This window comes from Hymenobacter segetis (genome assembly GCF_038448715.1).
Taxonomy (GTDB): domain Bacteria; phylum Bacteroidota; class Bacteroidia; order Cytophagales; family Hymenobacteraceae; genus Hymenobacter; species Hymenobacter segetis.
Genome location: NZ_JBCEVZ010000018.1, coordinates 39,899 through 65,398, shown reverse-complemented (window position 1 = coordinate 65,398; position 25,500 = coordinate 39,899). Strand labels below are relative to the sequence as shown.

Here is a 25,500-nt window from a genome sequence, read left to right as displayed (position 1 = left end):
GCATAAGTAGGGTTCGAGGGGAAAGTTGACGAATATCAGGCATCTGCAGGCCCTCAGAGACAATCAGGCTAGGTAGTGTTGGATGAAATGACGAAAGTCAGCCCGGAATCGGGGGGCGGCAGCCAGAACCAAGCCCGCCGGCCGCCGTGCGGGGGGCTTGTACCTTTGCCGCATGTCGCCCAAACTCCCACCCGCTGCTCATTCCTCACTCGTGCTGATGCCCGCCAGGGTTGCTTCATCGGCCGCCACGACCGCGCCCGAAACCACCCTGCCGGGCGCGGCCGACGAAACGGCTTCCCTCGAAGCGACCGAAGCGCTGGCCAATCCCGCGCCGGCCGTTACCTCGCCCGTGGCGTGGATGCTGCTGCTCATTTTGGCCTCCATCTGGGGCACGTCGTTTATCCTGATGAAGAAGGGGTTGGTGGTGTTTTCGGCTATGGAGCTGGGCGCTACCCGCGTGAGCGTGGCGGCGCTGCTGCTGCTGCCCTTTGCCCTGCGCCATGTGGGGCGGGTGGAGCGCAGTCGGTTCAAGTGGCTGGCCCTTAGTGGGGTGGTGGGGACGCTGATTCCGGCGTTTCTGTTTGCGTATGCTGAAACCCGGCTGGCCTCGGGGCTGGCGGGCGTGCTCAATGCTCTCACGGTGGTGTTCACACTGCTGGTGGGGGCGCTGCTGTTTCGGCAGCGGCTGACGGGCTTGCGGGTGCTGGGCATCACGCTCGGGCTGGTGGGCACGGTGGTGATGTTGCAGCTGGGTGGCAGCGGCGGCGATGCCACGCCCGCCGGCGAGGGCAACGCCTGGTACGGCATCTATATCCTGATTGCGACCATGGGCTACGGCCTGAGCGTAAACGTTATCAAGCACAAGCTGGGCGGCATGACGCCGGTGGCGGTGACGTCGGTGCTGCTGCTACTTATCGGCGGGCCGGCGCTGGCGTACTTGCTGCTGGGCACGGAGTTTTTGCATAAGCTGGCTACCGTGCCGGGGGCGTGGGCGGCGTTTGGCTACATCGCGCTGCTGGCCACGATGAGTACGGCCGTGGCCATGGTGTTGTTTAATAGGTTGATTCAGCAGTCTACGGCGCTGTTTGCCTCGTCGAGTACTTACCTGATTCCCATCGTGGCCCTGGCCTGGGGCGCGCTGGATGGCGAGGCGTTTAACCTGTGGCACTTCGCCGGCATGGTGGTGATTCTGGTGGGTGTGCTGATTATTCACCGGGCCAAGTAGAGACGCTGGTCCGACCGCCCCAGGCGGTCTGACCGGTTGCAGGAAGCACGTTCTGCTAAACAACGACAACCGGTCGGACCGCCTGGGGCGGTCGGACCGGCGCGTACGATTCTTTAAAAGGCCACCGTCACGCCCAGCTGCCCCCAGCGGTGCGAGCGGCCCCCCGCGAATTCCGGCGAAACCCAAGTAGCCGTGGCGGCAAAGCTCAGCCCGCTATGAGCCAGTACCATGCCGCCGGAGCTGCGCAAAACGGCCCGGCGTACAGCATCTGCGGGCAGTGTGTATGGGTCGCGGTTAGTGAAAGGACTGCCTTGTAAGGTAGCATCGTAACCGACGAGGTGACCTTTCAGCGCGGCTTCGCCGTAGAGTTGCCAGGGTTGCGGCTCGGCGCTATGACTTGGACATGCCACGCTCAGATTGGCGAAATAGGGCCTGAACTTTCCCACCCGTAGCCGTAGTCCGGTGCCGGCATAAGTGTACAGCGTGCCCAATGAAGCTTCGGCATTGCCCAGCAACTCAATGTGCCGGCTGGCGGCTAGTTGTTTCTCAAACGCCACGCGGTAGCCGATGATGAGGGCGTTGCTAATCTGGTAGTCCCAGCCGCGCGGCTCAGCGTTGCCCGTGACGCGGTGGATGGCGGTTTGCAGCTCCTTGCCGCCGGCGGCCGGGCCGATAAAGCCGATTTCCAGCGCCGTGGTCAGGCGCTGGCGGCGGGCCGGCTGGTTGCTGATTCGAAAAAAAGAGGCGTACAAATACGCCGCATACGGCCGGTCGCCCACCCGAATAAATGCATCCTGGATGCGCAGGGGCGTAAATCCATCGTAGCGCAGCGTGAGGCCGTGCTGCTGTGTGCTGCCGCGCGGGCCGGCCGTCAGCAGGTGGCGTACCGGCAGCCGCGCCAGCATCGGGTGTACCAGCGTGAGCGTCATGCCCTGCGTGAAGTAGTAGTCGGTGCGAAAAAACAGGTCGTTGGCGTAGGTGTAGCGCAGCAGTCGCGCCGGGCTGAGGGGATGCAGCGTATCGGCTGGCGTGGGAGCCGCTGACAGCAGCCGGGGCAGCAACGATAGAAACAGGAGAAACAGCAGGCGCATAAGTGGCGGGAGGTACGCGCTGGCGGGCGGGGAGGATTGAGGCTGTTTGGAAAATGTGACTGTCATCCTGAGCTTGCGAAGGACCTTATCACGCTTGCTCCATTTGGATTTACTGCAAGCTGTTCTTCGGTGATAAGGTCCTTCGCTGCGCTCAGGATGACAGTCGCTCGCCAGCTGGAACCGGACTTACACCAACTCAATCATTCACATACGGCCATGCCTGGAAGCGGGCGGGCAAGCCGGCCTGCCGGGCATTGCCGCGCACGTAGGCTAGTAGGCGGGTGAGCTCGGCTTCGTCCTGCACTTCGTATTCAAACCAGCCCACCTGCCAGAATTCGGCTTCGGGTGGGAGTTTGGGGCGCACTAGGCGGCGGCAGGCGGTGCCGGTGCGCAGGTGCAGCAGGTCGATGGCTTTGGCGAAGGAAAGGTTGCTACGCTCAGGCAAATGCACCACGATATGCGCGTGGTTGGGCAGAATGGCGAAGCCGTGGACGATGAAGCCTGTTTCCTCCAGCATCATGATTTCGCCGGCGAGGACTTCGGCCATCTTCTCGTTTTCGAAGTAGGCCGCGCCGATGGGAGCCCGGTCCAGCACGGCATCGAATTTGGCAAAAAACTGCTTCTGGCTGCGGCGGTGGTCAGTGCCGGATTCGCGGGCCTGGCGCAGCTCGGAGGCCAGCTCGCGGCCGGTGGCGGCGGGGATGGTGCCGTGCAGGCGGAAGGTGAGGAAGGAGGTTTGGACCACGGAATTGCCCAATATCAGCCCGCCACCACCGTGGCCGGCAGCTTGATGTAAAACGTCGTGCCCACGTTCTCTTCGCTCTCGACCCAGATGCGGCCGTGGTGAAGCCGCACGATGGTTTCGATGATGTGCATGCCCAGGCCGGTGGTTTTTTCGCCGCGCAGGCCGGGGCGGCGGGCGGGGGTGAAACGGTCGAACAACACCGGCAGCAGGTGGGCCGGAATGCCGATGCCGTCGTCGGCCACGGTCACCAGCACATGGTCGGGGTGCTGGGTGAGGCCCACGGCGATGTGGCCGCCCTCGCCGGTGAACTTGATGGCGTTGGACATCAGGTTGTTAATTACCTGGAGAAACTTGTTGTTGTCGATTTCCACGTACATCGTGGGCTGCGAAGTCTGGAAGGCGAAGTGCTTGGCCACGAGGTGCTCGCCCTGCTGGTAAGTGTCCACCACCTGGCGGATATTCTGCACCAAATCCACCCGAATGGCCTTGTAGTCCACGTTGGCCGAGTCCATAAACTCGCCGTCCACGAAGTCGCGGATGAGGTTCACGCTGTCGCGGCAGGTGGCCTCCATCACGCGGAGGAGCTTGCGCACCAGCGGGTCGTCGAGGGCCTGGGTACGCTCGTCGAGCACGGTGGCCAGCTGCTGGAGCATGGTGAACGGCCCGGCCAGGTCGTGCGACAGGATTTCGAGCGTGGTGTTCTTCTTGGCCATGTACTTGTCGGCGTTGCGCAGGTACTCCTGCTCCAGCGTCACATCCTGCACCGTGCCGCAGAGCAGGCGCTGGCCGTCGCTGCCCACGGCGGGCCAGGCCTGCACCGAGAGCCAGCGCAGGGGCACCTCGGGGTGGGGCTGCACGCGCAGCAGCAGGTCGTCGCAGAGCTCGCCGGCCGCCAGCTGGCCCAGGCAATGCAGGGCGTAGACCTGGTCATCGGGCGGCAGGTAGCTCAGCAGGCGGGGCAGGTCGGCATCCGTGTCCGCGCACCGGGCCCCGGGAAACAGCTGCTCGTAGGCCGCGCTCACGTAGAGCAGGCGGCGGGCCGTCACGCTGTACACAAATGTGGTGAGCGGGCTGCCTTCGAGCAGGTGCTGAAATAGTTCGACGGGCGGGAGCATAGCGGGTTTGCAGAAAGGGTGAGCCGAAGGAAAGCGCTGACCCGTTGGCAAACAGCTATGCCACCATCCGGTTCAGCTTCGAGTTTTTGTAGCCGTAGCCGAAATACACGGCCAGGCCAATGAGCAGCCACACGAAAAACAGCGTCCAGTTGCTGATGCCCAACTCGGTCATCAGATACAGATTGATGAGCAGGCCCAGGGTGGGCAGCAGCGAGAGTTTCTTCCGGAACGAGAGCACCGACAGGCCGATGCAGAACAGGAAAAACACCAGCGTCGGAATCTGGTGGGCGAAGCCGGCCGTGACCTTGCCGCTCAGCGCATCGTGGGCAATCCAGCCGCGCTGACCGGTGATATCGAGCATAAACTCGTGGTTGCTGACCGCGTTGTAGCGCACAATCAGGAAGGCTCCGATGGCCAGGATGAGCGGCACCAGCCACTGCCCGTTGATGTAGGGCACCTTGAAACGGGCCTCCGAGCGGCCGTAAGGGTCGATGATGAGGATGCCGCCGCACACCAGCGCAAACGCGAACAGCGTGCCGATGCTGGTAAGGTCAACCACCAAATCCATGTTCAGAATAAGCGCCGGCACCGCCACAAAAAAGCCCGTGACGATGGTAGCGAATGAAGGCGTGTGAAAGCGCGGATGAATCTTGGAAAACACGGTGGGTAGCAGCCCATCACGGCTCATGGTCAGCCAGATGCGCGGCTGGCCCAGCTGAAACACCAGCAGCACCGAGGCCATAGCAAACACCGCGCTCACGGCCACCAAGCCGGACAGACGCGACAAGCCCACCTTGGCAAATACGAAGGAAAGCGGGTCGCCCACGCCCAATTCTTTATAAGAAACCATGCCCGTAAGCACCAGCGTGATAATCACATACAGCACCGTGCAAATGATGAGGGCGTACATCATGGCCTTGGGCAAATCGCGCTGCGGGTTCTTGCATTCCTCGGCCGTGGTCGAAATGGCATCGAAGCCGATGTAGGCGAAAAACACCGCCGATACGCCCTTCAGCACACCGCCCACGCCGTTGGGGGCGAAGGGGTGCCAGTTGGCCGGCTGCACGTAGAACGCGCCCACTACAATTACGATGAAGACGATTATCAACTTCAACAACACCAGTAGGTTGGAGGCGTTTTTGCTTTCCTTGATGCCGATGTAAACCAGCGCCGTGATGGCCACGGTGATGAGGAAAGCGGGCAGGTCAACCACCAGATGCAGGCTGTCGGAGAGGGCCGGGGCCTGCATCCAGGCCTTGTAGCCATCGAGCTGGGCCGGCGATACGGCGGCCGTGGCCTCGGCCAGGGTCTTGCCTGATTGCACCAGCGTCTGCACGGCCTCGTAGCCCGCATGACCAGTTTGCGTGCCCATCGTGAGCCAGAGCGGAATGTGCAGCCCGATGCCGTCCATGAGCCCGGTGAAGTAATCGGACCACGAAATGGCCACCACGATGTTGCCCACCGCGTATTCCATTATCAATGCCCAGCCAATAATCCAGGCCGCCAGCTCGCCAAACGAGGCGTAAGCGTAAGTGTAAGCCGAGCCGCTAACTGGAATGGTGGCCGCGAACTGCGCGTAGCACAGCGCCGAAAACGCGCAGGCAATGGCCGTAAAAACAAACAGCAGCGACACCGCCGGCCCGCCGTCCAGACTGGCCTTGCCGATGGTGCTGAAAATGCCGGCCCCGATGATGGCCGCGATACCTAAAGCCGTGAGGTCGCGCACGGTAAGGTGACGCTCCAGGCCGCCGGGGGCGGAGTGGCCTTCGTGGTCGGCGGGTGGGTTTTGCAGAATGGCCGCGATGGTTTTGCGGCGGAAAAGCGACTTTTCAGAACTCATGCTAAGGTGGGAGGGCGGGTTTGAGGGGCAAAAGATAACGCCCCGGCGCGGGTTGCGGCCCGCGCGGCCCCGGTTACCTCACATGCAAGGACTGCATGAATGCGCTTTCGACCAATGAGCCGCCGATGTGCAGCACCGCCGAGCCGCGCCCAATCTGCATCGGAATTCCCACCGAAAAAGCGCCCAGCCCGCCATAGTTGCTGGGGCTGCCGTAGCCAAAGGGAGAAGGGCGCTGCGCCAGTGGGGCAAAGCCCGAATTAGTCGGGAAGGCATCGGGATTGTAGAGCATGCCGGCCCCGGGGCCCTGCAGGCGGTAGGGGATAAAGCTGTATTGCACGAAGGGGCGCGGCCGGCCCGTGGGGCTGCTGCCCAACTGGTAGCGCAGGTAGGGTTGCATGGCGTAGCCGGCCGTGGCGGGCAGGGGCGTGTAGTTGCCTACCACGTAGGCCCCGGCCAGGAAATGGCCCTGACTGGGTGGGGCCGGGGCCGGAATTTCCAGCCCGAGCGCGGCTGCTGAACCCGCCTGCGCCCGGCTCAGCAGCGGCAACAAAACCAGCGCCAGCGGCGCAACGCGGAAAAAATGTAGCATGGCAGTGAACGTGGAAAGGTCCGAGTTGAGAGTATGAGCAAGTTACGGAATTTGGGCGAGGCCGCGTGTGCATTTTTTGGCAGGCGGGCATCTTCCGGGCATACCTCCTTGCCAATATCTCATGCGCCGCGCCGTTTCCCTATCCGTTCCGCAGCCCTGCTCCGAAAGCTGGGCCGCCATGATGCCTACCGCCACCGGCCGCCACTGCGACGCCTGCCAGCACACGGTGGTCGACTTTACCCTGAAAACCGATGCCGAAATTCTGGCCTATCTGGCCGGAGCCGCTGGCACCCGCACCTGCGGGCGCTTCGCGGCGGGGCAGCTGGAGCGGCCGTTGCAGCGCGCCGCTGCGGCTGCCCCAACGGCGCGGTGGCGGGCCTGGCTGGCGGCGGCCGTGGCCGTGTGGGGCGTGCGGGAAGGCAGCGGTGTGGTGGCCCAGGCGCAAGCGCCGGCCGAATGGCGTGCCCGCTACTGGGGTGGCCCGGTGCCATCGGCTCCGGTGGGCGAGGAAAAAGGAAAGCCCTTGCGCGACCCTGCTACGGCAGAGCATGTGCAGATTACTACGGGCGCGCCCACGATGGAATATGCCTCCTCAACCCACCTGGATTCATTAGCGTCCGCACCATCCGTATTGCGGGGCACTGTCATCGATGCCAGGGCGCACGAAAGTATTCCGGGCGTTACGGTGCTGATAAAGGGAACTACAACGGGCGTATCTACCGTGGCGGATGGAAGCTTTCTTCTGCCTGTTCCGCAAGCCTTACTGAATAAAGACCTAACACTTGTTTTCAGTAGTGTCGGTTTTGTTACGGAAGAGCGGTTGGTGCATTTCAACAGCGCCAGTCAGCTGATAACAATGCAGATGGATACTCAGGTGTTGGGTGGAATGGAAATGTACATACCGGTACTGCCGCCCGCTCCCTGGCACCCGCGAGCAATCTACTACTGGGGCAAATACTGGCTCACCCGACCCTTTCGCCGCAGCTGATATTGGAGCCGTTTCCCTGTTGCTTCCCCCAAAACCGCTACTTTAGCCGCATGGCCACTCTCCAAAGCATCTCCATTCCGCAGCCCTGTGCCCAGCCTTGGGCCAATATGTCGCCCACCGCCGCCGGCCGGCACTGCGCCGCCTGCGCCACCGAAGTGGTGGACTTCACCCGCATGAGCGACGCCGAAATCATGGCTTTCATGGCCCGGCAGGGCGGCCGGCGCGTGTGCGCCCTGACCAATGCCACTCAGCTGGCTCCCACGGCCCCGGCCACGCGCTGGCGGCGCTGGCTGCTGGCCGGCCTCGCGTTGCTGGGCTGGCAGTCGGCCACCTCGTGCGCTACCAAGCCACCCCAGCAGCCGCCCGTGCCCACCACCGCCACCGTGGCCACCGACCCGGCCATGACCCCGGCACGCCAAATCATCATTCGTGGCCAGGTGCTGGACGGCCCCAGCGGCCCCGCCGTGGCCGGCGTGCGGGTAATGATAAACGACACGGAGTTTGGCACCACCACCGACGAGAAGGGCAATTTCGAGCTGATAATGGCCCGCGACTGGGCGCCCATCGCCGGAGGCAGCGTGACGCTGAAATTCTTAGGCAACCCGTTCGATTTTCAGCCCAAGGATGTGGCGCTGAACCTGAAGGCCGCGCCCGCCGCACTGGCCGTGCACCTGGAATCAGTGCCGAACCGGGGCAAGGTGATGGGCAAAATCCGGATGCCCGAGCCGCCCGTAGCCCCGCCGCAGAAGTAGCGGCTGCATCATCATCAGTTATGATTTAAGCCCCAACTGCTGAACGCCGTGATTTCCATTCCGAAGCCCTGTGCCGAAAGTTGGGATGCCATGATGCCCACGGCCGACGGCCGCCAGTGTGGCCGCTGCCAAACGGAGGTGGTGGATTTTACTCGCATGAGTCAGGCGGAAATACTGGCTTTTATGGCGGCGCGGAAGGGGCAGCGCGTTTGTGCCTTCATGGCGGTCCCGGTGGCGGTGCTGCACCACCCGAAACGGTGGAGTGGCCCCCGGCGGTGGCTGTTGGCGGTAGCTGCTTTTCTGAGTGGGCAGCAGGTTTCGGCGGCCGCTCTGCCGCCACAGCCGCTGCTCATCGGGCATTCGCTGGTTGGGCAGAATCCTGGCAAGGCCATGATTACCATTCGCGGGGTCGTGATAGATGACTCATTGAATGTGCCAGTAGCCGGAGCGAGAGTATATTTTGGCGAAACACAATACGGTACGGTTGCCAACGAGCGGGGAGAATTTTCCTTTTCCTTTCCCGCTGATTGGGCACCCGCAAAAAGCGGAATTATAAAAGTGAGAGTTGGGGGCGTGCCTTTTGCGCTTGCAGGGCAGGCCGTGGAAGTAAGCGTAAAAGTGACTTCAGCGCCTTCGCCGCTTACCATCCGGCTGCTTTCAATTCCGGAACGCGGCTTTCGCAAGGGAAAAGCCAGGTTGGAAGAGCCCCCGGTTCCCTTGCCTGGACCTCGCAAAAGCCGCCGCTAACCACCAAACCTTTCTGCCCCAAAATGCCTTCTGAGAGGGTATGAAAGTTTTGCGTTTTGCCCTCCTTTGCCTGCTGGCGGCGTGTGCTGCCCCGCGTCCCACCACCCGCTTCAACCCCACCGCTACCCACGCCGCGCTGCCCCACGAGGAAGCCGTGCACCCCAAAAACTCGCTGGAATGGTGGTACCTCACCGGCCACCTGCGCGACCAGGCCACCGGCGAGGATTTCGGCGTGGAGTACGTATTCTTCCACTTCAACCTGAAAGACGGCCGCCAGGACTGGCAGATGGTGAATGTGGCTCTCACCGACCCGCAAGGCCAGAAATTCCACTTCGACTACAAGCTGGGCCGGCTGCCCGTGCTGCTCACCGACTCATTGCCGCTGCGCCTGCGCGAGCAGCAGCGCGGTGAAACCTGGAAATTTGACGGGCAGGAGGGAGCCTACCACCTGCAGGCTGCCCTCACCGGCAAGGCTAATGCCGGCTACGCCCTCAACCTCACCACCCTGCCCACCCGCGACGTGGTGCTGCACAGTGGCACCGGCTACGAAAACTACGGCAACGGCATCATGGCCGGCTACTATTCCTTCCCGCGCCTGGCCACCACCGGCACGCTCACAGTGGCCGGCAAAACCCGTCAGGTAGCCGGCGAGCTGTGGTACGACCGGCAGTGGAACTGCACCAGCATCGTGGACAAAAACGTGGGCTGGGACTGGCTCAGCATCCAGCTCGACCAGCCCCAGGAGGAATTCATGCTGAACACCCTGCGCAACTCCGCCACCGGCCAGAACCTCAACAACGGTACCTTCAGCGGCACCACCGGCCCCAGCATCCACCTCTCCGGCCCCGATTTCCAGCTCACGCCCCTGACGTACTGGACCAGCCCGACCTCGAAAAAGAAATACCCCGCCACCTGGCGCGTGCAGGTGCCCGGCAAGGGCTACGACCTCACCGTGGAGCCACTGGTGCCGCAGCAGGAGCTGGCGCTACGGTTTTTCCACGCCTTCACCATGTATTACTGGGAGGGAATGTGCCGCGTGAAAGGCACCCACAACGGCCAGCCCGTGACGGGCAAGGCGTATGTGGAGATTACGAATCGGTAGGCGGCTTGTCATTGCGAGGCTGCAGGCCGTGGCAATCCGTTCTCTCTCAGCGACCAGCCCTGGGCTGTGAAAAGCCCTTTTTAAAGCCAGGAAAGCCCCGATACTGAGTAGTGCCGGGGCTTTCTGGTAGAAGAAAATATCTGGTTTTGACAGGACGGATTGCTTCGTCGTACCTCCTCGCAACTACAGGCGGCCACTACTGATTCAGCACCACGCGGAAGGTGGTGCCGCGCCCCAATTCGCTCCATTTCACGAAAAGCTTGCCCTCGTGGTAGTTCTCGATAATGCGCTTAGCCAGCGCCAGGCCCAGGCCCCAGCCGCGCTTTTTGGTGGTGAAACCGGGCATAAATACGCTTTCGAGCTTGTTTTTGGGGATACCCTTGCCCGTGTCGGTGATGTCGATGGCCACTTGGCGGGGCGGGGCGCCGCGCCGGTACCAGCTGCGGCGGGTACGCACGCGGCGTAGGTGCAGCGTGATGGAACCGCGCCCTTCCATGGCATCCACGGCGTTTTTACAGATGTTTTCGATGACCCAGTCGAACAGCGGCACGTTGATGCGGGCCGGCGTGTCCATCGGCAGGTCGGATTCAATCTTGAAAATGACCTTCTTCGACACCCGGCTTTGCAGGTATTCGATGGCGTTGCGGGTGGTGAGGTACAGGTTTTCGTCCTTCAGCACCGGCACCGAGCCGATGTTGGAGAAGCGCTCCGTGATGATTTCCAGCCGCCGAATGTCCTTGCCCAGCTCCTCCACGATAGGCTCGTTTTTGAACCGCTCGGAGTCGCGTAGGTAGTTCTGCCAGCCCACCAGGCTGCTGAGCGGCGTGCCCAGCTGGTGGGCCGTTTCCTTGGCCAGGCCCACCCACACGCGGTTTTGCTCGGCCCGGCGCGACGAACTGAACGCGAAATACGCAATGACGGCCAGGCAGCCAATTACCACCAACTGCACCAGCGGGTAGGTGCGCAGCTGCCGCAGCAGCTGCGAGTCGCGGTAGAAAATATAGTTAACCTGCCCCGCCCCAAACTTCACGATGATGGGCGGGTGCTGCTTCTTCATCAGCAACAGCTCGCTTTCGAGCAGCGTCACCGAATCGGCCGGTGAGAGGTGGGCCGCCATGGTGATGTTTTTGGCGTTGGTAATGTCCTTGCCATCGCTGCTGAGAATGACCGGGATAGTCGTGTTGTTGCTGATTATTTCGTTGAAAACAAACGTATTGGTTTCGGCTTCCGAATTGATAATGTATTCCAGTGCCTTGGCGTAGAGCTGAATCTGCTGCTGCTCCCGCTCCGACACGCGCTGCACCAGCAGGTTGGTGTAGATGACCGTGGCCGCCCCGATGAGCAGCGCCAGCACGGCTATCAGAATTTTGATGCGGGTTTTTTGACTGTAAATCGGAATCATGAACGGGAATACGGGGCGGGCAAAGGAACGGCAGTAAAATTGACTGTCATCCTGAGCGCAGCGAAGGACCTTATCACGCTAAAACGGCTTGCAGTAAAAATGATTGCTGCAAATCTGGTCAGGCGTGATAAGGTCCTTCGCTACGCTCAGGATGACAGAAGTGCCTCAGCCCACCAGCACAGCGTTGCTGCTGGCAATTTCCTGCAAAATCTCCAGCACGTCGGCGGGCGTTTCGGCATTCACCAGGCTGGTGCGCCAGGTTTTCGCGCCTTCCAGGCCCCGGAAATAATGCGCGTAGTGGCGGCGCATCTCGAAGACGCCCACCTTCGGGCCTTTCCACTCAATGCTGCGGTCGAAGTGCATCTGGCAGGCGGCCACGCGCTCCTCCAGCGTGGGCGGGGCCAGGAGCTGGCCGGTGGCCACGTAGTGCTTCACTTCCCGGAAAATCCAGGGGTAGCCGATGCTGGCCCGGCCAATCATCACGCCATCCACGCCGTAGCGGTTTTTGTATTCGAGTGCTTTTTCGGGGGAGGTGATGTCGCCGTTGCCGAAAATCGGGATTTTGATGCGCGGGTTGTCCTTGATTTTGGCGATGAGCCGCCAGTCGGCATCGCCCTTGTAGAGCTGGGCGCGGGTGCGGCCGTGCACGGTGAGGGCGGCAATGCCCACGTCCTGCAGGCGCTCGGCCACTTCTTCCACGTTTTTGGTGCCTTCGTCCCAGCCCAGGCGGGTTTTCACGGTCACGGGCAGGTGGGTGTGCTTCACTACGGAAGCCGTCATGGCCACCATCTTGGGGATGTCCTGGAGCAGGGCCGCGCCCGCACCCCGGCAGGCCACCTGCTTCACCGGGCAGCCGTAGTTGATGTCAATCAAATCCGGCCCCGCCTCGGTGCTGATGGCTGCGCATTCGCCCATCGTCTCCACGTCGGAACCGAAGAGCTGGATGCCGATGGGCCGCTCATAATCAAAGATGTCCAGTTTCTTGCGGCTCTTGGCAGCCGCCCGAATCAGGCCTTCCGAGGAGATGAATTCGGTGTACATCAAATCGGCCCCGTGGGCCTTGCACACGGCGCGGAAGGGCGGGTCGCTCACGTCCTCCATGGGCGCGAGCAGGAGCGGGAAATCGGGAAGCTGGATGTTGGGACCTATGTTGACCACGGGAGTATCGTATGTTGATATTTTACAGAACGTCATGCAGAGCGCAGCGCAGCATCTTGCCCGCCACCACTAACTCAAACGTTGAAGCGTCATGAATTAGTGACTGCGGGCAAGATGCTGCGCTGCGCTCTGCATGACGTTCTATAAAGTCGTTATTCAAGCCTAAGTTAAAAACTACGGTAAATTTACGCCCTTCCCAACTTGCACCCCGCTATGAAAGGTTTCCTACCCCGCACCCTGCATCCTGGCCTTCAGATACTGCTGCTGCTGGGCACCATGATAATGGGGGCCTGCGTGGGCTACGCCATCGTGTTTGTGTGGGCGCAGGCGGGCTTCGGCGTGTCGATGCTCCAGGCGCTGGGCATGATGAATAATCCGGCGGCTTCGCCCCAGGGCTGGGGGCTGCTGATGATGTTTCAGGGCGTGCTGCTGCTGTCGGCGTTTGGGGGCGGGGCGGTGCTGCTGGCCTCGGCGCTGGGCTACGGCTGGGCCGAGTATTTTAGTCCGCGCCGACTGGGGGCGTGGTGGTGGCTGCTGGTGGTGGCGGTGCTGATTATTGTCACGCTGCCGTTTATGTCCACCATCATTGCCTGGAACGCGGGGGCGCATTTCCCAGCTCAGATGCACGAGTTTGAGGTGTGGGCGCGGGCCAGCGAGGACCGGGCGGCCGTGCTCACCAAGTTCCTCACCAAGTTCAACACGCCCGAGCGCTTTTGGCTGGGCGTGCTGGTGATTGGACTGGTGCCGGCTGTGGCCGAGGAGCTGGTGTTTCGGGGCGTGATTCAGAAAAATCTGGTGCGCTGGTTTTCGCCGCATGTGGGCGTATGGCTGGGGGCGGCCATTTTTTCGGCCATTCACTTTCAGTTTTTTGGGTTCGTGCCGCGCTTCGTGCTGGGGCTGGTGCTGGGGTATCTGTACCTCTGGAGCGGCAATATCCTGGTGAGCATGACCGCGCACTTCACCCAAAATGCCTTCCAACTGTTCATCCTCTACCTGGCTCAGCGCGGCCAGTTCGGCTGGGGCTTCGACCCTGACTCGACCGACGCCCTGCCCTGGCTGCTGGTGATTCCGTCGGCGCTGCTCTCGGCCGGCTTGCTCTATGTGCTGCACCGGCACTTCACGGCCCCGGCCCCGCCCACCGCCATGCTCACCCTCAGCAGCGAGGGCGTGACTGTGCGTAAGGCTGAGGAGCCTTTGGCCTAAAAAGAACGTCATGCAGAGCGCAGCGAAGCATCTTTACTGCAATTATAAACCCCGTCGATTGGATTGCGTTGCGCGGTAAATATGCTTCGCTACGCTCTGCATGACGTTTAATAATTCGTTTTCAAACCTCCCCACTTTGCCCGACTCTACGCCTCCGCCTGCCCCCGCCGTCTCTCCCGAAACTACCGCCGCACCCGCCGGTCCCAGCAACTTGCGCCTGCGCGTCATCTGGGGCGTCATCGGGGCCGTGCTGCTGCTGGGCAGCGTCTGGTTTAGCCCCTGGACGTTCGGGCTGTTCTTCGCCGCCGTGCAGGCCATCATGCTGTGGGAGTTTTACCGCATGATGCGTGCGGGCGGTTACGCGCCGGCTACGTGGATTGGGGTTGTAGTTAGCTTAGCGCTATTCGGGAGTGTCTTATTTGGTACTTATTACTTGATGGGTGACAGCATCTTTTCGTTGGCCAAAACTGACGGTTCGCCCGAAGGAAATAAACTCGCAGAACACATCACGACTTCCTTTTGGCAGTCGCAAACCTGGCTGACGCTGTTTGCCATTCCAGGAGCGCTGCTCACCGCAACAACGGTAGTTCTGCTGATTCGGGAAATGTTTCTCTGGCCCAAATACAGCCAGCCTTTCACAAATGTGGGCACCGCCATTACCGGGTTGCTTTACATCAGTGTGCCAATGACGGCGCTTATTGTCCTTGCTTTTGGCGCAGGAGGCTATGACTACCGCCGCGTCTTCGCCCTCCTCTTCCTTATCTGGGCTTCCGATATCGGCGCGTACGCCGTGGGCCGGGCCATCGGCAAGCACAAACTGGCCCCCCAAATCTCGCCCGGCAAAACCTGGGAAGGCTGGGCCGGCGGCTTCGTCATGACGCTGGTAGTGGGCTGGGCCATCGGCTACATGCTGCCCGATATGCCCCTCACGCACCGCCTCGTGGCGGCGGGCGTGGTAGCAGTGTTCGCGCCCCTCGGCGATTTGGCCGAATCCATGCTCAAGCGCAGCGTGGGGGTGAAGGACTCGGGCAGCATCATGCCCGGCCACGGCGGCTTGCTGGATAGGTTCGATGCGTTTCTACTGGTGCTGCCGGTGCTGGCGCTGCTGCAGTTGCTGGTGGGGTAGGGGCGCTTGTCATTGCGAGTGGAGCGCAGCGCAACGCGGCAATCCGTCCTGTCAAAACCAGAACTTTCTTTTGCCAGAAAGCCCCGTTACTTCGCTGTATCGGGGCTTTCTGGTGTTTAAAAAGAGCTTTATCACATCTCAGGGCTTATCACGTTATACAGGGCAGATTGCCACGTTCCGCTGCGCTTCACTCGCAATGACAGGCGATTAACGTTTTCCCAAACGTTTGCGGCATTTGCCCGCTTCATCCTGCCAAAAGCAATACCTTTGCGGCGCGAAACCGTACCCATATTCCCACCCAAACCACATCCCTAAATCCCCATCCCGAATGGCAGCTCACACTGTGTACAAGGAGCCGGCTCCGATAATGGACCGCGAAAACCCGCTCGAATCCATGATGTCGCGTTTCAACATCGCGGCCGAAATCCTCGGCCTCGATGACGAAACATACAACGTTCTCAAAGCGCCCGATAAGCAGGTCATCGTGAACCTGCCCGTGACGATGGACGATGGCAAGCTGCGCGTGTTCGAAGGCTACCGCGTGATTCACAACACCATCCTCGGTCCCTCGAAAGGCGGCATCCGCTACGACAAGCACGTGCACCTCGACGAGGTGAAGGCCCTCGCGGCCTGGATGACCTGGAAGTGCGCCGTGGTGGATATTCCCTACGGCGGTGCCAAGGGCGGCATCATCTGCGACCCCACCACCATGAGCCCCGGCGAGTTGGAGCGCCTCACCCGCGCCTACACACTGGCCCTGAAAGACGTTTTTGGCCCCGACCGCGACATTCCGGCCCCCGACATGGGCACCGGCCCCCGCGAAATGGCCTGGCTGATGGATGAGTTCTCGAAAACCGTCGGCGCTACCTCGCCTGCCGTGGTAACGGGTAAGCCGCTGGTAATGGGCGGCTCGCTGGGCCGCACCGAGGCTACCGGACGCGGCGTAATGGTTTCGGCCCTGGCCGCACTGGGCAAGCTGGGCCTGAAGCCGACCGAAGTGTCGGCCGCTGTGCAGGGCTTTGGCAACGTGGGCTCCTGGGCCGCCAAGCTGCTCTTCGACAAAGGCTTGAAAATTAAAGCCGTGAGCGACATCTCGGGCGCTTACTGGAACGACAACGGCATCAACATCGATGAAGCCATTGCCTACAAAAATGCCCACAACGGCCGCCTCGAAGGCTTTAGCGGGGCTACCACCATGGATGCCGACGACCTGCTGACGTGCGACGTGGACGTGCTGGTGCCTGCCGCCGTGGAGGACGTAATTACCGAGCACAACGCCCGCGATATCAAGGCCAAGCTCATTGTGGAAGGTGCCAACGGCCCGACTTCGGCTTCGGCCGACCCGATTATCAATGAAAAAGGCATCATGGTCGTGCCGGATATTCTGGCCAACTCGGGCGGCGTTACGGTGTCGTACTTCGAGTGGGTGCAGAACCGCCAAGGCTTCAAGTGGACCGAGGAAATGGTGACCGAGCGCGCCGACCGCATCATGTCCGACGCCTTCGAGAAGGTGTATGCCACGAGCCAGAAATATAAAATCCCGATGCGCATCGCGGCCTACGTAGTGAGCATTGATAAAGTAGCCCAGACGTACAAGTTCCGCGGCGGCTTCTAATCAAATAGTTAGCGTGATTTCACGGAATGCACAGATTTTTTCTGCGTTCTTCCGTACTTGCTTTCTGGAAAGGCACGGGCCGCTCGGTTCGTGCCTTTCTGATTTCTGTAGCGACCTTTGCCCGGATATCCCGTTTACAACGTTTACCTCATCAGTCGGCCCGGTTCTGCGCGGCTGAGTAGCTTTTTCATCTGAAACCGAATTCATGAACCAAAGGACGGCGCAAGCCACGCCGGGGAGTTCGTTTCAAGCCGTGCTATATGAAGATTCATAAAGAAGGACGACGCATTCTGTTCGTTACGCTGCTGATTTTGCTGGCGCTCAATTTGCTCATGTTTCAGTTCAATCGGGGCCAGGATTTGGTGAACCGGCTCTTTGCTGGGGCCACGGTCATCATCTTTCTGCTGATTCTGCAGTTCTTCCGGAGCCCGTTCCGGCACCTGTTCACCCACGAAGACCTGCTGCTGGCCCCGGCCGATGGCAAGGTGGTGGTAATCGAGAACGTATTCGAGCCCGAGTATTTTGAGGATGAGCGCAAGCAAATCAGCATTTTCATGTCGCCCATCAACGTGCATGTGACGCGCAACCCCATTTCGGGCCTCGTAAAGTATTTCAAGTACCACCCCGGCAACTACTTGGTGGCCTGGCACCCCAAAAGCAGCACCCAGAACGAGCGCACCACCGTGGTAGTGGAGTCCGATGCCGGCCCGCTGGTGCTTTTTCGGCAGATTGCCGGGGCCATGGCCCGCCGCATTGTGTGGTATGTGAACGAGGGCGACGAAGTGAGCCAAGGCGAAGAGTTCGGCTTCATCAAGTTCGGCTCGCGCGTCGATTTGTTTGTGCCGCTTGATACGGAAGTGAAAGTGGAGCTGGGCCAGAAGGTGAAGGGCGGCGAAACCGTGATTTGCCAGCTGAAAGTCTGATTAATTAAATGGTCACGCATAAAAAAGGCCGCTCACTGAGCGGCCTTTTTTATGCGTGACCATTTAATTAAAACCAGGTGGCGGCCAGCTGCATCAGTTGCTCCAGCGCGGCCTGGTCGTCGTGGTCGAAATCGTTGAGCTGGTCGCTGTCGACATCGAGCACGGCCACGACCTGACCGTTTTTAATGATGGGCACCACGATTTCGGATTTGGAATCGGAGCTGCAGGCGATGTGGCCGGGGAAGGCTTCTACGTCGGGCACGAGGATGGTTGCGGCCCGCGCCCAGCTGGCCCCGCACACGCCCTTGCCGTGGCGGATGCGCGTGCAGGCAATCGGGCCCTGGAACGGGCCGAGGACCAGCTCATCGGCTTTCACGAGGTAGAATCCTACCCAGAAAAAGCCGAATGCTTGGCGTAGCGCGGCAGCCGTGTTGGCCAGATTGGCGGTGAGGTCGGGCTCGCCATTGGTGAGGGCTTCTATTTGGGGCAGCAACTGCCGGTATTGCTCGGCTTTGGTGAGCGTGGTGTCGAGGGCGAGGGTTTCGGCCATGATATTTTTAGGTATTGAGTGCGGAATGCTGTCATCCTGAGCGCAGCGAAGGACCTTGTCACGTCCTCATTTTTGAATTCACTGCTAATCGTGCAGAGGTAATAAGGTCCTTCGCTGCGCTCAGGATGACAGGCGTGGAATAGAAAAGCTTACTGATTCACGTACCAGAACAGCTCATCGGCCCCAACGTTTTCGACGTTGCGCAGGCCGCCGTGGCCCAGGCGCGGGGCGGCAATGCCCTGGCCCAGCTTCATGGGCGAGCGAAATACGCGAATTTCGTCCCACATGCCGGCGTTTATCAGCGCGTTCAGCACCGTGGGGCCGCCTTCGACTAACACTGATTGAATTTGGCGCTGGTAGAGGTCGGCCATTACCTGGGGTAGGAGGTCGTCGGCTTCGGAGAGGTGTACGAGGTCGAGGTTGGCCTTGTGGTAGGGCTGGCGGTAGGTGTAGATGAGGGTGGGCTGCGAGCCGTCGAGCAAATTATGGGTGGGCGGCAGGCTCAGGTTTTTGTCGATGACGAGGCGCGTGGGCTGGGCCCCGGGCCAGTCGCGGGCGCTTAGGCGGGGGTTGTCGTGCAGGGCCGTGCGCGTGCCCACCAGAATGCCCTGCTCCTCGGTGCGCCATTTGTGGGTGAGCAGGCCCGCCTGCGGCCCGCTAATCTGGACCGACTGGAAGTAGCGCCCGGCCAGGAAGCCGTCGGCAGTTTCGGCCCATTTGAGCACCAGATAGGGGCGCTTTTTCTCGTGAAAGGTGAAGAAGCGCCGGTTCAGCCAGCGTCCTTCTTCGGCCAGCGGGCCAGTCTCGACGTGGATGCCGGCGGCGCGGAGCTTCTCAATGCCGCGCCCTGCTACCAGCGGGAAGGGGTCTTCGTTGCAAATCACCACCTCGGGCACGCCCTTGGCGATGAGCAAATCGGCGCAGGGCGGGGTTTTGCCGTGGTGGGCGCAGGGCTCCAGGGTGACGTAGACGCGGCTTTTTTTCAGCAGCGCTTGGTCTTCTACGGCGGCCAGGGCGTTTACTTCGGCGTGGGGGCCGCCGTATTGCTGGTGCCAGCCCTCGCCGATGATGCGGCCGTCGTGCGTCACGACGCAGCCGACCAGGGGGTTGGGCCGGGCGTGGCCGGTGCCGAGCAGCGCCAAATCGAGGGCGCGGCGCATGAACAGGGCATCATCGTTTTTCATGGGCGCGAAGGTAAGCGCCGGGCCGCCGCTGGGGCCCGGCGCTACCTTTGGGGCAATGAACGTTCGCCAATTCACCGACTCGATTACCACGGCACTGCAAGCCATCTACCCCACCTCAGAAGCCCAGGCCATTTCCGCTTTGGTAGCGGAGCACCTGCTGCAAATGGATGCCCTGAAGCGTATGATGGAAGCCCAACAGCCCGTTGCGCCCGGCACCGAAGCCGCCCTGGAACCACTACTAATGCGCCTGCTGGCCCACGAGCCGGTGCAATACGTGCTGGGCACCGCCCACTTCGCCGATATGGAGCTGGAGGTGACGCCCGCCACCCTCATCCCGCGCCCCGAAACCGAAGAGTTGGTGTATCTCATCAAGCAGGAGCAAGCGGGCCGAACGGGCTTGCGCGTGCTCGACGTGGGCACGGGCTCGGGCTGCCTGGCGCTGGCGCTGGCCCGCCTGCTGCCCACCGCCGAGGTGATGGCCGTGGATATTTCGGCCGAAGCCCTAGCCGTGGCCCGGCGCAATGCGGCCCGCTTTGCGCCCCAGGTGGTGTTTGAGTTGGTCGATATTCTGAACTTGCTGCCGAAGGAAATTGCCCCTAGCTCGCTGGATGTATTGGTGAGCAACCCGCCCTACGTGCGCGAAAGCGAACGGCCCGAAATGCGCGACAACGTTCTGGCCTGGGAGCCCGCCACCGCCCTGTTCGTGCCCGATGCCGACCCGTTATTGTTCTACCGCCGGCTGGCCGAAGTGGGCCGGGCGCTGCTGCGCACCGGCGGGAGCATTTACCTGGAAATCAACGAAGCCCTGGGCGCTGAAACGGCCGCCTTACTCACGCCCGGTGATTTTGAGGATGTGCGCGTGCTGCCCGATATGTTCGGCAAGGCGCGGGTGGTGCGCGGCACGCGGCGGTAAGCCACTTGTCATCCTGAACGCAGTGAAGGACCCTATCACGGTTGAACAACTTGCTCAATCGTGATAAGGTCCTTCACTGCGTTCAGGATGACAGATGGATTCAGCGCCAGCCAAAATCCTACAAATTCTGCAGCACGAAATTCGTCATCTGGCGGTAGAGGTGCAGGCGGGTGTTGCCGCCCGAGATGCCGTGGTTGCGGTTGGGGTAGTACAGCGTCTGGTAGTCCTTGTTGGCCTTGATGAGGGCATCGACGAAGGCGATGGAGTTCTGGAAATGCACGTTGTCGTCGCCGGTGCCGTGCACGAGCAGGAACTTGCCCTTCAGGTTCTGGGCGAACTGCACGGGAGAGTTATCGTCGTAGCCGCCCGGGTTTTCCTGGGGCGTTTTGAGGTAGCGCTCCGTGTACACGGTGTCGTAGTAGCGCCAGTTCGTGACCGGGGCCACGGCGATGCCCATCTTGAAGAGTTCGGCGTTTTTGGTCATGGCCAGCGAGGTCATGTAGCCGCCGTAGCTCCAGCCCCAGATGCCGATGCGCGACTTATCCACGTAGGGCAGCGTGGCCAGGTATTTCGCGCCCTCGCCCTGGTCGATGGTTTCGAGCTTGCCCATGTTGGCGTAGGTGGCCTTGCGGAAGGCCGAGCCCCGGCCCGAGGTGCCCCGGTTTTCCACCGAAACCACGATGTAGCCCTTTTCGGCCAGCATCTGGTGCCAGAGGTAGTTGGTGAAAGCCGTGCCGCCGCCGGCGTTATCCAGCACCGTCTGGGTGCTGCTGGTGCCGAAGCTGGGGCCGCCGTACACGTGCATCAGCACGGGGTATTTCTTAGCGGGGTCGAAGTTGCTGGGCTTAATCATCCAGGCGTTCAGCTCCACGCCTTCGCTGGTTTTAAATGTCAGGAATTCGAGCTTGCCGAGGTCGTACTGCGTGAGGGTTTGCTTGAGCTTGGCGTTGTCTTCCAGGGTTTTCACCAGCTTGCCGGTGCTGCCTTCACGCAGACTGGTCACCGTGGGCACGCCCGCCGAGGAGTGCACGTTGAGGAAATACTTCGTGTCGGGGCTCATGTTCACCACGTCGGTGCCGTTGCCGGCTTCGCTGATGCGTTTTTTGTCGCCGCCCTTCAGATTAATGCGATACAAATGGCGCTGCAACGCCGAGCCTTCGGTGCTAGTGTAATAGACATTGCCGGTCTTGGCATCGAAGCCGTTGATGGCCGAGATTTCCCAGTTGCCCTTCGTGAGTTGGCGTACCTGCTTGCCGTCCATGTCGTGCAGGTAGAGGTGCTGGTAGCCGTCTTTCTCGCTGGTGAAGAGGAATTGCTTGCCGCCTTCGAGGTAGTTCAAATCATCGTTGATTTCAACGTAGGCGGGGTTGGTGTCCGTGAGCACGACTTTGGTTTTGCCAGTGGTCACGTCGCCGTGCAGGATTTCGAGCTTGTTCTGCAGGCGGTTCAGGCGCTGGATGCTGACCGTGTTGGGCACGCGCGTCCACTGCAGGCGCGGGATGTATTGGTCGGCCACGGGGCCCACGTCCATCTTCGTGGTTTTGCCGCTGGCCACGTCGTAGCTGCTCACGCTCACGATGGAGTTTTTCTCGCCGGCCTTGGGGTATTTAAAGCGGTATTCCTTCGGATAAAGCCCGCCCCATTCCTGCATGTCGTACTCGGGTACCTGGCTCTCATCGAAGGTGTAAAAGGCAATCTGCCGGCTGTCCGGCGACCAGAAAAAGCCCTGCGCGAAGCCAAATTCCTCCTCGTACACCCAGTCGGCCGAGCCGTTGATGATATTGTTTTTTAGGCCGTTGGTGGTCACGGCGGTTTCCTGCATCGTGGCCAGGTCGGTCACGAACACGTTGTTGTCGCGGGTGAAGGCCACGCGCTGGCCGTCGGGCGAGAAGGTGGCGTAGCCCTGCTTGCCGCCGGTGCTCAGGGGCGTCAGCTTCTTGGTGCCCCGGTCGAACACGTAATAGCTGGCGCGGGCGCTGCGGCGGTAAATGGGCTCGGTGCCCGTCGTGAACAGGATTTTCTGCTCGTTAGTATTGAAGGAGTAGCCATCCACGTTGAGCGGTGCGCCGGCCAGCTGCAATTCGGCGGCGGCGGCCAGGGTTTGCACGGCTTTGCCGGTGGTCACCTCGTACTGCACCAGGCTGCCGTTTTCCAGGGCCGAGTAGTAGCGGCCGTCATTCATCCAGTTGAAACCAGGCACCGAAGCCGAGCGGAACGTGGGCTTGGCCCAGATGTCTTCTAAGGTGAGGGGCAGCTTCTGCTGCGCGTGAACGAGGGTGGGAGTGAGGCCCGGCACCAGGGCCGGGCCATTGGCGGCCAGCAGGGCCGCCAGCGCAAAAAAGCGTAAACGCATAGGGAATAAGAACAAAATCGAAATAAGGACGGAAACCGAACGTTAAAGGTAACATTCGCCGGCAGCACGGTTGCAGGCCGTGGCCCCCGTTACCTTTGCATTATGCGTTTTCGCCTCCTGTTGCTTTGCCTGCCCGTGCTGCTGGCCGCCTGTTCCAAAACCGACCGGCCGGTTCAGCTCGACTTCGTCGGTATCTCCACGCTGACTTCCAGCAACAAGACCGTCCAGCCCAACGACACGCTCACGACCCGCGTGTACGCCGTGGGCAATGACAATGCGCTCAAGCGCCTGAAAATCACCGTTACTTACCTCCCCGGCATCAAGCCCATCATCTACCCGGTGCCCCTGTCATCCTATGACCCCACCAAGAATGCGCCAGATAGCAAGGAAATCACCTACCTCGATTCGCTGATTCAGCCCATAGCTGGCAGCAGCAGTGGCCACGATATCAGCGAAACGCTGTTTGTCAATCAGTTTGCGGCCCGGGCCACTTCCGGCACCGAGCAGTGGCAATACACGGCCACCGACGTAGCCGGGGCCACGGCCAGCCGCGCCTACCGCCTCACGGCCCGCAAAGCCGACTCCGCCGTCGTCGTGCACAGCTTCACGGCGGTGCTGCGGCCGGTGCCGCGCCGCGCCGTGGTAGCCCGGGGCGTGCGCGACCGCAGCCGGGTATTTCTCAACCTGCAATACGGCCTGTTGCTGCCCAAATACGCGGTGCTGAACCAGGAGCGCTCCGTAGAAGCCAACCAAACCCTGGTGGACCTGATTTGCGTGGCGGGCGGCACCGGCACTACCCTCAGCCTGGTAGCGCCGGCCAATACCGATACCGCCATCTGCAAACTGCCCGCCGTGTGGGCCACCGCCAGCCGCCACGCCACCGGCCTGCGCCTGACCACGCTCACCAGCGACCAGTTCAGCAAGGCCGTTGCCGCCGACTTCACCACGAGCTACGACAGCAGCCCGGCCTTCAAGCCCAACGCCTTCGCCACCGGTGCCCTGACCAAAGGCCAGGTACTGGCCTTTAAAATCAGCGACGGCACCACGGACCGCTACGGCCTGCTGCTCGTTTCCGACCTCGTGCTGGGCTCGGCCCCGGTGCTCAACTGCTCCGTTAGGGTGCAGAAATAAGCCGGCAGCCTGCTGCACAAAAAAGCCTTCCCGGATTCGGGAAGGCTTTTTTGCAATGGCAAAGCAGGGCCTTTGTTAGAAAGTGATGCCGGCCGTGATGCTGGTGGTGAAACGGGAGTTGTCCACCTTCACCAGCGGCTCGTCGCCGCCCAGGTCGTAGGGCGTGTGATATTGGTGGTAGGATGTGTACACGCCGGCCAGGTCGAGGAAGAAATTGCCCTGCCGCAGGCCCGCTCCCAGGGTGTAGAAATTCTGGGCGCGCTCGTTGCTGTTGTCAATTTTGTAGGGGTCGCCGTAGCGGGCATAGCCAGCCCGCACCCGGAAAATATCGAAGCGGCCCTCGGCCCCAACGCGCAGGTTGACGGTGTTGCGGTAGCTGGCGCGGATGTCGCTGTTTTCAGCCGTGAAGGAATAGTCATCGCCGTTGCTGTCCTGCGCGTCGTTGTGCAGGCGGGCTTGGCTGTAGCCCACATACTCCACATCGCCCGTCACAAAGCCGTGCTTGCCAATGGTGTAGGCCACGCCGCCATTGGCCCGGAATGGCGTGGTGATGGTGTACGCATAGAGCGGAAATTCCTGGTCGAGCACCTTCACGCCCACCGGGCCGCTGGGCAGCGAGGTTGCCACCACATCGTTTCCCTGCGCCGTAAACGTCGTGGTAAAGGCTGCACTATAGGTATCGGTCATGCGCATGAACGTGGGCGTTTGGATGGATGCACCGATGCGCAACGCATCCGTGGCCCGGTAAATGGCCCCGATGCGGGCGTTGAGGCCGGTGCCGGTGGTTTTCAGCTCATCGTGCAGCGTGTAGTCGCTGAGGTGAGTGGTGGCGTCGGTTTCGGTTTCCGTGTAGTTGCGGGTCTGGGTAAAGTTCGAGCTCACAATGCCCACGCCGATGCCCAGATAAAGCCGGTCGCGGTAATTGGCCCCGTAGCCCAGGTCGAACTGCGAAACCGAGCCCTTCGAAATCACGCTTTCCGCCTGCCCGATTGGCCCCTTGCGCGTGGTAGAAGCCACACCGATGTCGTTGCCGTTGCGGTCTTTGGCAATAGTGGTCAGGTAAGCCCCGTAAGCCAGCCCGTTGAGGGAGGTGAAGTTGCCAGACTGGCCCTGCGCCCGCAGCCGGTCGACGCTGGCCTGGGTGTAGCCGTTGTACCCGACCGTGCGGCGCAACGAAGCCAGATACGACTGGTCATCGCCGGTCAGGGTATAGTTACCCGCCACGCGGGTATTAAGGGTATTGCCGTACTGGAAGGCCGTATTGAAGTCGGCCAGCCGGGTAAAGCCCAGGGCAAAAGCCCCGCCCCGCCAGTTGGTGGTCTGGTCGTCATCGGGCCGGCGGCTGGCAAACACCGCGCCGGTGCTGGCAATGTGAAAGCTGTTCTTCGTGTCGTTCTGGGCCGCGCTTGCGCTGCCGTCAACGTGGCTGTCGCTCTGGCCAATGCCAATGCCGGGCGTCAGGTGCACTTCTGATTTCTGAAACAGTCCCAGCCCGGCGGGGTTGCTGGTGAGGTTACCAAAATCAGCTCCCAGGGCCACATTGGCTCCCCCAATGGCCTGGGTGCGGGCCGTGCCCCCAAATTGCAGGCGGGAATATCGGAGAGCATCGGTGGCATCCTGGGCAAAGGCGTGGCCGGCCTGCCCTGCTACCAGGGCCAGGCTAAGCCAGTAAATCCGTTTTTTCATGATAAGGGAAGAAAGGGAGCCAACCGTTCGGCCAGCTCGCTGGAAATTTTTTGCAGAATCCT

At 61.4% G+C, this 25,500-nt stretch carries 22 protein-coding genes; 11 read left to right on the top strand and 11 right to left on the bottom strand.

All coding sequences use genetic code 11. The annotated features are described in order from the left end of the window. Window positions 1–172: 172 nt before the first annotated feature. Window positions 173–1,225, top strand: coding sequence for a DMT family transporter (locus tag AAFH49_RS09710; RefSeq protein WP_342297667.1), 1,053 nt, complete (start codon window positions 173–175; stop codon window positions 1,223–1,225). Between the two features lie 113 nt (window positions 1,226–1,338). Here AAFH49_RS09710 and AAFH49_RS09705 read toward each other — a convergent pair whose 3' ends face one another. The 5 genes from AAFH49_RS09705 to AAFH49_RS09685 form a co-directional block, all read right to left on the bottom strand. After that, window positions 1,339–2,316: a lipid A deacylase LpxR family protein gene (locus tag AAFH49_RS09705; RefSeq protein ID WP_342297666.1), complete on the bottom strand. Its 978-nt coding sequence runs from the start codon at window positions 2,314–2,316 to the stop codon at window positions 1,339–1,341. Between the two features lie 196 nt (window positions 2,317–2,512). Then, window positions 2,513–3,061 carry a hypothetical protein gene (locus AAFH49_RS09700; RefSeq protein ID WP_342297664.1) on the bottom strand — a complete coding sequence of 183 codons (549 nt, stop codon included), beginning with the start codon at window positions 3,059–3,061 and terminating at the stop codon, window positions 2,513–2,515. 14 nt (window positions 3,062–3,075) lie between these two features. Beyond that, window positions 3,076–4,176 (bottom strand): sensor histidine kinase, encoded by a 1,101-nt coding sequence (locus AAFH49_RS09695; RefSeq protein WP_342297662.1) that lies wholly within the window; start codon window positions 4,174–4,176, stop codon window positions 3,076–3,078. A gap of 55 nt (window positions 4,177–4,231) precedes the next feature. Continuing rightward, window positions 4,232–6,016, bottom strand: a complete 1,785-nt coding sequence (locus AAFH49_RS09690; RefSeq protein ID WP_342297660.1) for an amino acid permease — start codon at window positions 6,014–6,016, stop codon at window positions 4,232–4,234. 73 nt (window positions 6,017–6,089) lie between these two features. Continuing rightward, entirely contained in the window at window positions 6,090–6,605 is a 516-nt protein-coding gene (locus AAFH49_RS09685; RefSeq protein ID WP_342297658.1) for a hypothetical protein, read from the bottom strand. Between the two features lie 121 nt (window positions 6,606–6,726). Between AAFH49_RS09685 and AAFH49_RS09680 the strand changes: the two genes are divergently transcribed. From AAFH49_RS09680 to AAFH49_RS09665, 4 genes are read left to right on the top strand one after another with little or no spacing between them, the layout of a single operon-like run. After that, the gene (locus AAFH49_RS09680; RefSeq protein WP_342297657.1) at window positions 6,727–7,593 is read left to right on the top strand and encodes a carboxypeptidase-like regulatory domain-containing protein; all 867 of its coding nucleotides are present in this window, start codon (window positions 6,727–6,729) and stop codon (window positions 7,591–7,593) included. 50 nt (window positions 7,594–7,643) lie between these two features. Then, window positions 7,644–8,345 carry a carboxypeptidase-like regulatory domain-containing protein gene (locus AAFH49_RS09675; protein ID WP_342297655.1) on the top strand — a complete coding sequence of 234 codons (702 nt, stop codon included), beginning with the start codon at window positions 7,644–7,646 and terminating at the stop codon, window positions 8,343–8,345. A gap of 48 nt (window positions 8,346–8,393) precedes the next feature. After that, window positions 8,394–9,092 carry a peptidase associated/transthyretin-like domain-containing protein gene (locus AAFH49_RS09670; protein WP_342297653.1) on the top strand — a complete coding sequence of 233 codons (699 nt, stop codon included), beginning with the start codon at window positions 8,394–8,396 and terminating at the stop codon, window positions 9,090–9,092. A 40-nt stretch (window positions 9,093–9,132) separates the two neighbouring features. Beyond that, window positions 9,133–10,194, top strand: a complete 1,062-nt coding sequence (locus AAFH49_RS09665) for a lipocalin family protein (RefSeq protein ID WP_342297651.1) — start codon at window positions 9,133–9,135, stop codon at window positions 10,192–10,194. A 196-nt stretch (window positions 10,195–10,390) separates the two neighbouring features. Here AAFH49_RS09665 and AAFH49_RS09660 read toward each other — a convergent pair whose 3' ends face one another. Together AAFH49_RS09660 and dusB are read right to left on the bottom strand one after the other, a co-directional pair. Beyond that, window positions 10,391–11,596, bottom strand: a complete 1,206-nt coding sequence (locus AAFH49_RS09660; protein ID WP_342297650.1) for an ATP-binding protein — start codon at window positions 11,594–11,596, stop codon at window positions 10,391–10,393. Between the two features lie 165 nt (window positions 11,597–11,761). After that, complete coding sequence (gene dusB / locus AAFH49_RS09655; protein WP_342297648.1) at window positions 11,762–12,754, bottom strand: tRNA dihydrouridine synthase DusB; 993 nt, start codon at window positions 12,752–12,754, stop codon at window positions 11,762–11,764. Between the two features lie 213 nt (window positions 12,755–12,967). Here dusB and AAFH49_RS09650 point away from each other — a divergent pair, with 213 nt between their 5' ends. The 4 genes from AAFH49_RS09650 (at window position 12,968) to AAFH49_RS09635 (ending at window position 17,621) form a co-directional block, all read left to right on the top strand. Next, window positions 12,968–13,957: a CPBP family intramembrane glutamic endopeptidase gene (locus AAFH49_RS09650; protein ID WP_342297647.1), complete on the top strand. Its 990-nt coding sequence runs from the start codon at window positions 12,968–12,970 to the stop codon at window positions 13,955–13,957. A gap of 136 nt (window positions 13,958–14,093) precedes the next feature. Continuing rightward, window positions 14,094–15,083 (top strand): phosphatidate cytidylyltransferase, encoded by a 990-nt coding sequence (locus AAFH49_RS09645; protein ID WP_342297646.1) that lies wholly within the window; start codon window positions 14,094–14,096, stop codon window positions 15,081–15,083. Window positions 15,084–15,411: 328 nt separating this feature from the next. Then, the gene (locus AAFH49_RS09640) at window positions 15,412–16,698 is read left to right on the top strand and encodes a Glu/Leu/Phe/Val family dehydrogenase (protein WP_342297645.1); all 1,287 of its coding nucleotides are present in this window, start codon (window positions 15,412–15,414) and stop codon (window positions 16,696–16,698) included. Between the two features lie 260 nt (window positions 16,699–16,958). Then, on the top strand, window positions 16,959–17,621 hold the full coding sequence (locus AAFH49_RS09635; RefSeq protein WP_342297644.1) for a phosphatidylserine decarboxylase family protein: 663 nt from the start codon (window positions 16,959–16,961) through the stop codon (window positions 17,619–17,621). Window positions 17,622–17,688: 67 nt separating this feature from the next. Here AAFH49_RS09635 and AAFH49_RS09630 read toward each other — a convergent pair whose 3' ends face one another. Together AAFH49_RS09630 and ribD are read right to left on the bottom strand one after the other, a co-directional pair. Beyond that, window positions 17,689–18,171 (bottom strand): GAF domain-containing protein, encoded by a 483-nt coding sequence (locus tag AAFH49_RS09630; RefSeq protein WP_342297643.1) that lies wholly within the window; start codon window positions 18,169–18,171, stop codon window positions 17,689–17,691. A 149-nt stretch (window positions 18,172–18,320) separates the two neighbouring features. Next, entirely contained in the window at window positions 18,321–19,355 is a 1,035-nt protein-coding gene (gene ribD / locus AAFH49_RS09625) for a bifunctional diaminohydroxyphosphoribosylaminopyrimidine deaminase/5-amino-6-(5-phosphoribosylamino)uracil reductase RibD (protein WP_342297642.1), read from the bottom strand. Between the two features lie 55 nt (window positions 19,356–19,410). On the opposite strand from ribD, the gene prmC reads away from it, so the two are divergent. Further along, window positions 19,411–20,268 carry a peptide chain release factor N(5)-glutamine methyltransferase gene (gene prmC / locus AAFH49_RS09620; protein WP_342297641.1) on the top strand — a complete coding sequence of 286 codons (858 nt, stop codon included), beginning with the start codon at window positions 19,411–19,413 and terminating at the stop codon, window positions 20,266–20,268. A 118-nt stretch (window positions 20,269–20,386) separates the two neighbouring features. Here prmC and AAFH49_RS09615 read toward each other — a convergent pair whose 3' ends face one another. Next, window positions 20,387–22,621, bottom strand: coding sequence for a S9 family peptidase (locus tag AAFH49_RS09615; protein WP_342297639.1), 2,235 nt, complete (start codon window positions 22,619–22,621; stop codon window positions 20,387–20,389). A 102-nt stretch (window positions 22,622–22,723) separates the two neighbouring features. On the opposite strand from AAFH49_RS09615, the gene AAFH49_RS09610 reads away from it, so the two are divergent. Further along, on the top strand, window positions 22,724–23,752 hold the full coding sequence (locus tag AAFH49_RS09610) for a hypothetical protein (RefSeq protein WP_342297638.1): 1,029 nt from the start codon (window positions 22,724–22,726) through the stop codon (window positions 23,750–23,752). Window positions 23,753–23,827: 75 nt separating this feature from the next. Here the strand turns inward: AAFH49_RS09610 and AAFH49_RS09605 are convergent, their stop codons facing one another. Beyond that, complete coding sequence (locus tag AAFH49_RS09605) at window positions 23,828–25,438, bottom strand: OmpP1/FadL family transporter (protein ID WP_342297636.1); 1,611 nt, start codon at window positions 25,436–25,438, stop codon at window positions 23,828–23,830. Window positions 25,439–25,500: the final 62 nt, after the last annotated feature.

Bases quoted from the DNA above. Each gene is read 5' to 3' on its own strand.
- AAFH49_RS09710 (WP_342297667.1), top strand. From the start codon at position 173: ATGTCGCCCAAACTCCCACCCGCTGCTCATTCCTCACTCGTGCTGATG.
- AAFH49_RS09705 (WP_342297666.1), bottom strand. From the start codon at position 2,316: ATGCGCCTGCTGTTTCTCCTGTTTCTATCGTTGCTGCCCCGGCTGCTG.
- AAFH49_RS09695 (WP_342297662.1), bottom strand. From the start codon at position 4,176: ATGCTCCCGCCCGTCGAACTATTTCAGCACCTGCTCGAAGGCAGCCCG.
- AAFH49_RS09690 (WP_342297660.1), bottom strand. From the start codon at position 6,016: ATGAGTTCTGAAAAGTCGCTTTTCCGCCGCAAAACCATCGCGGCCATT.
- AAFH49_RS09685 (WP_342297658.1), bottom strand. From the start codon at position 6,605: ATGCTACATTTTTTCCGCGTTGCGCCGCTGGCGCTGGTTTTGTTGCCG.
- AAFH49_RS09680 (WP_342297657.1), top strand. From the start codon at position 6,727: ATGCGCCGCGCCGTTTCCCTATCCGTTCCGCAGCCCTGCTCCGAAAGC.
- AAFH49_RS09675 (WP_342297655.1), top strand. From the start codon at position 7,644: ATGGCCACTCTCCAAAGCATCTCCATTCCGCAGCCCTGTGCCCAGCCT.
- AAFH49_RS09665 (WP_342297651.1), top strand. From the start codon at position 9,133: ATGAAAGTTTTGCGTTTTGCCCTCCTTTGCCTGCTGGCGGCGTGTGCT.
- AAFH49_RS09660 (WP_342297650.1), bottom strand. From the start codon at position 11,596: ATGATTCCGATTTACAGTCAAAAAACCCGCATCAAAATTCTGATAGCC.
- AAFH49_RS09650 (WP_342297647.1), top strand. From the start codon at position 12,968: ATGAAAGGTTTCCTACCCCGCACCCTGCATCCTGGCCTTCAGATACTG.
- AAFH49_RS09640 (WP_342297645.1), top strand. From the start codon at position 15,412: ATGGCAGCTCACACTGTGTACAAGGAGCCGGCTCCGATAATGGACCGC.
- AAFH49_RS09635 (WP_342297644.1), top strand. From the start codon at position 16,959: ATGAAGATTCATAAAGAAGGACGACGCATTCTGTTCGTTACGCTGCTG.
- AAFH49_RS09630 (WP_342297643.1), bottom strand. From the start codon at position 18,171: ATGGCCGAAACCCTCGCCCTCGACACCACGCTCACCAAAGCCGAGCAA.
- ribD (WP_342297642.1), bottom strand. From the start codon at position 19,355: ATGAAAAACGATGATGCCCTGTTCATGCGCCGCGCCCTCGATTTGGCG.
- prmC (WP_342297641.1), top strand. From the start codon at position 19,411: ATGAACGTTCGCCAATTCACCGACTCGATTACCACGGCACTGCAAGCC.
- AAFH49_RS09615 (WP_342297639.1), bottom strand. From the start codon at position 22,621: ATGCGTTTACGCTTTTTTGCGCTGGCGGCCCTGCTGGCCGCCAATGGC.
- AAFH49_RS09610 (WP_342297638.1), top strand. From the start codon at position 22,724: ATGCGTTTTCGCCTCCTGTTGCTTTGCCTGCCCGTGCTGCTGGCCGCC.
- AAFH49_RS09605 (WP_342297636.1), bottom strand. From the start codon at position 25,438: ATGAAAAAACGGATTTACTGGCTTAGCCTGGCCCTGGTAGCAGGGCAG.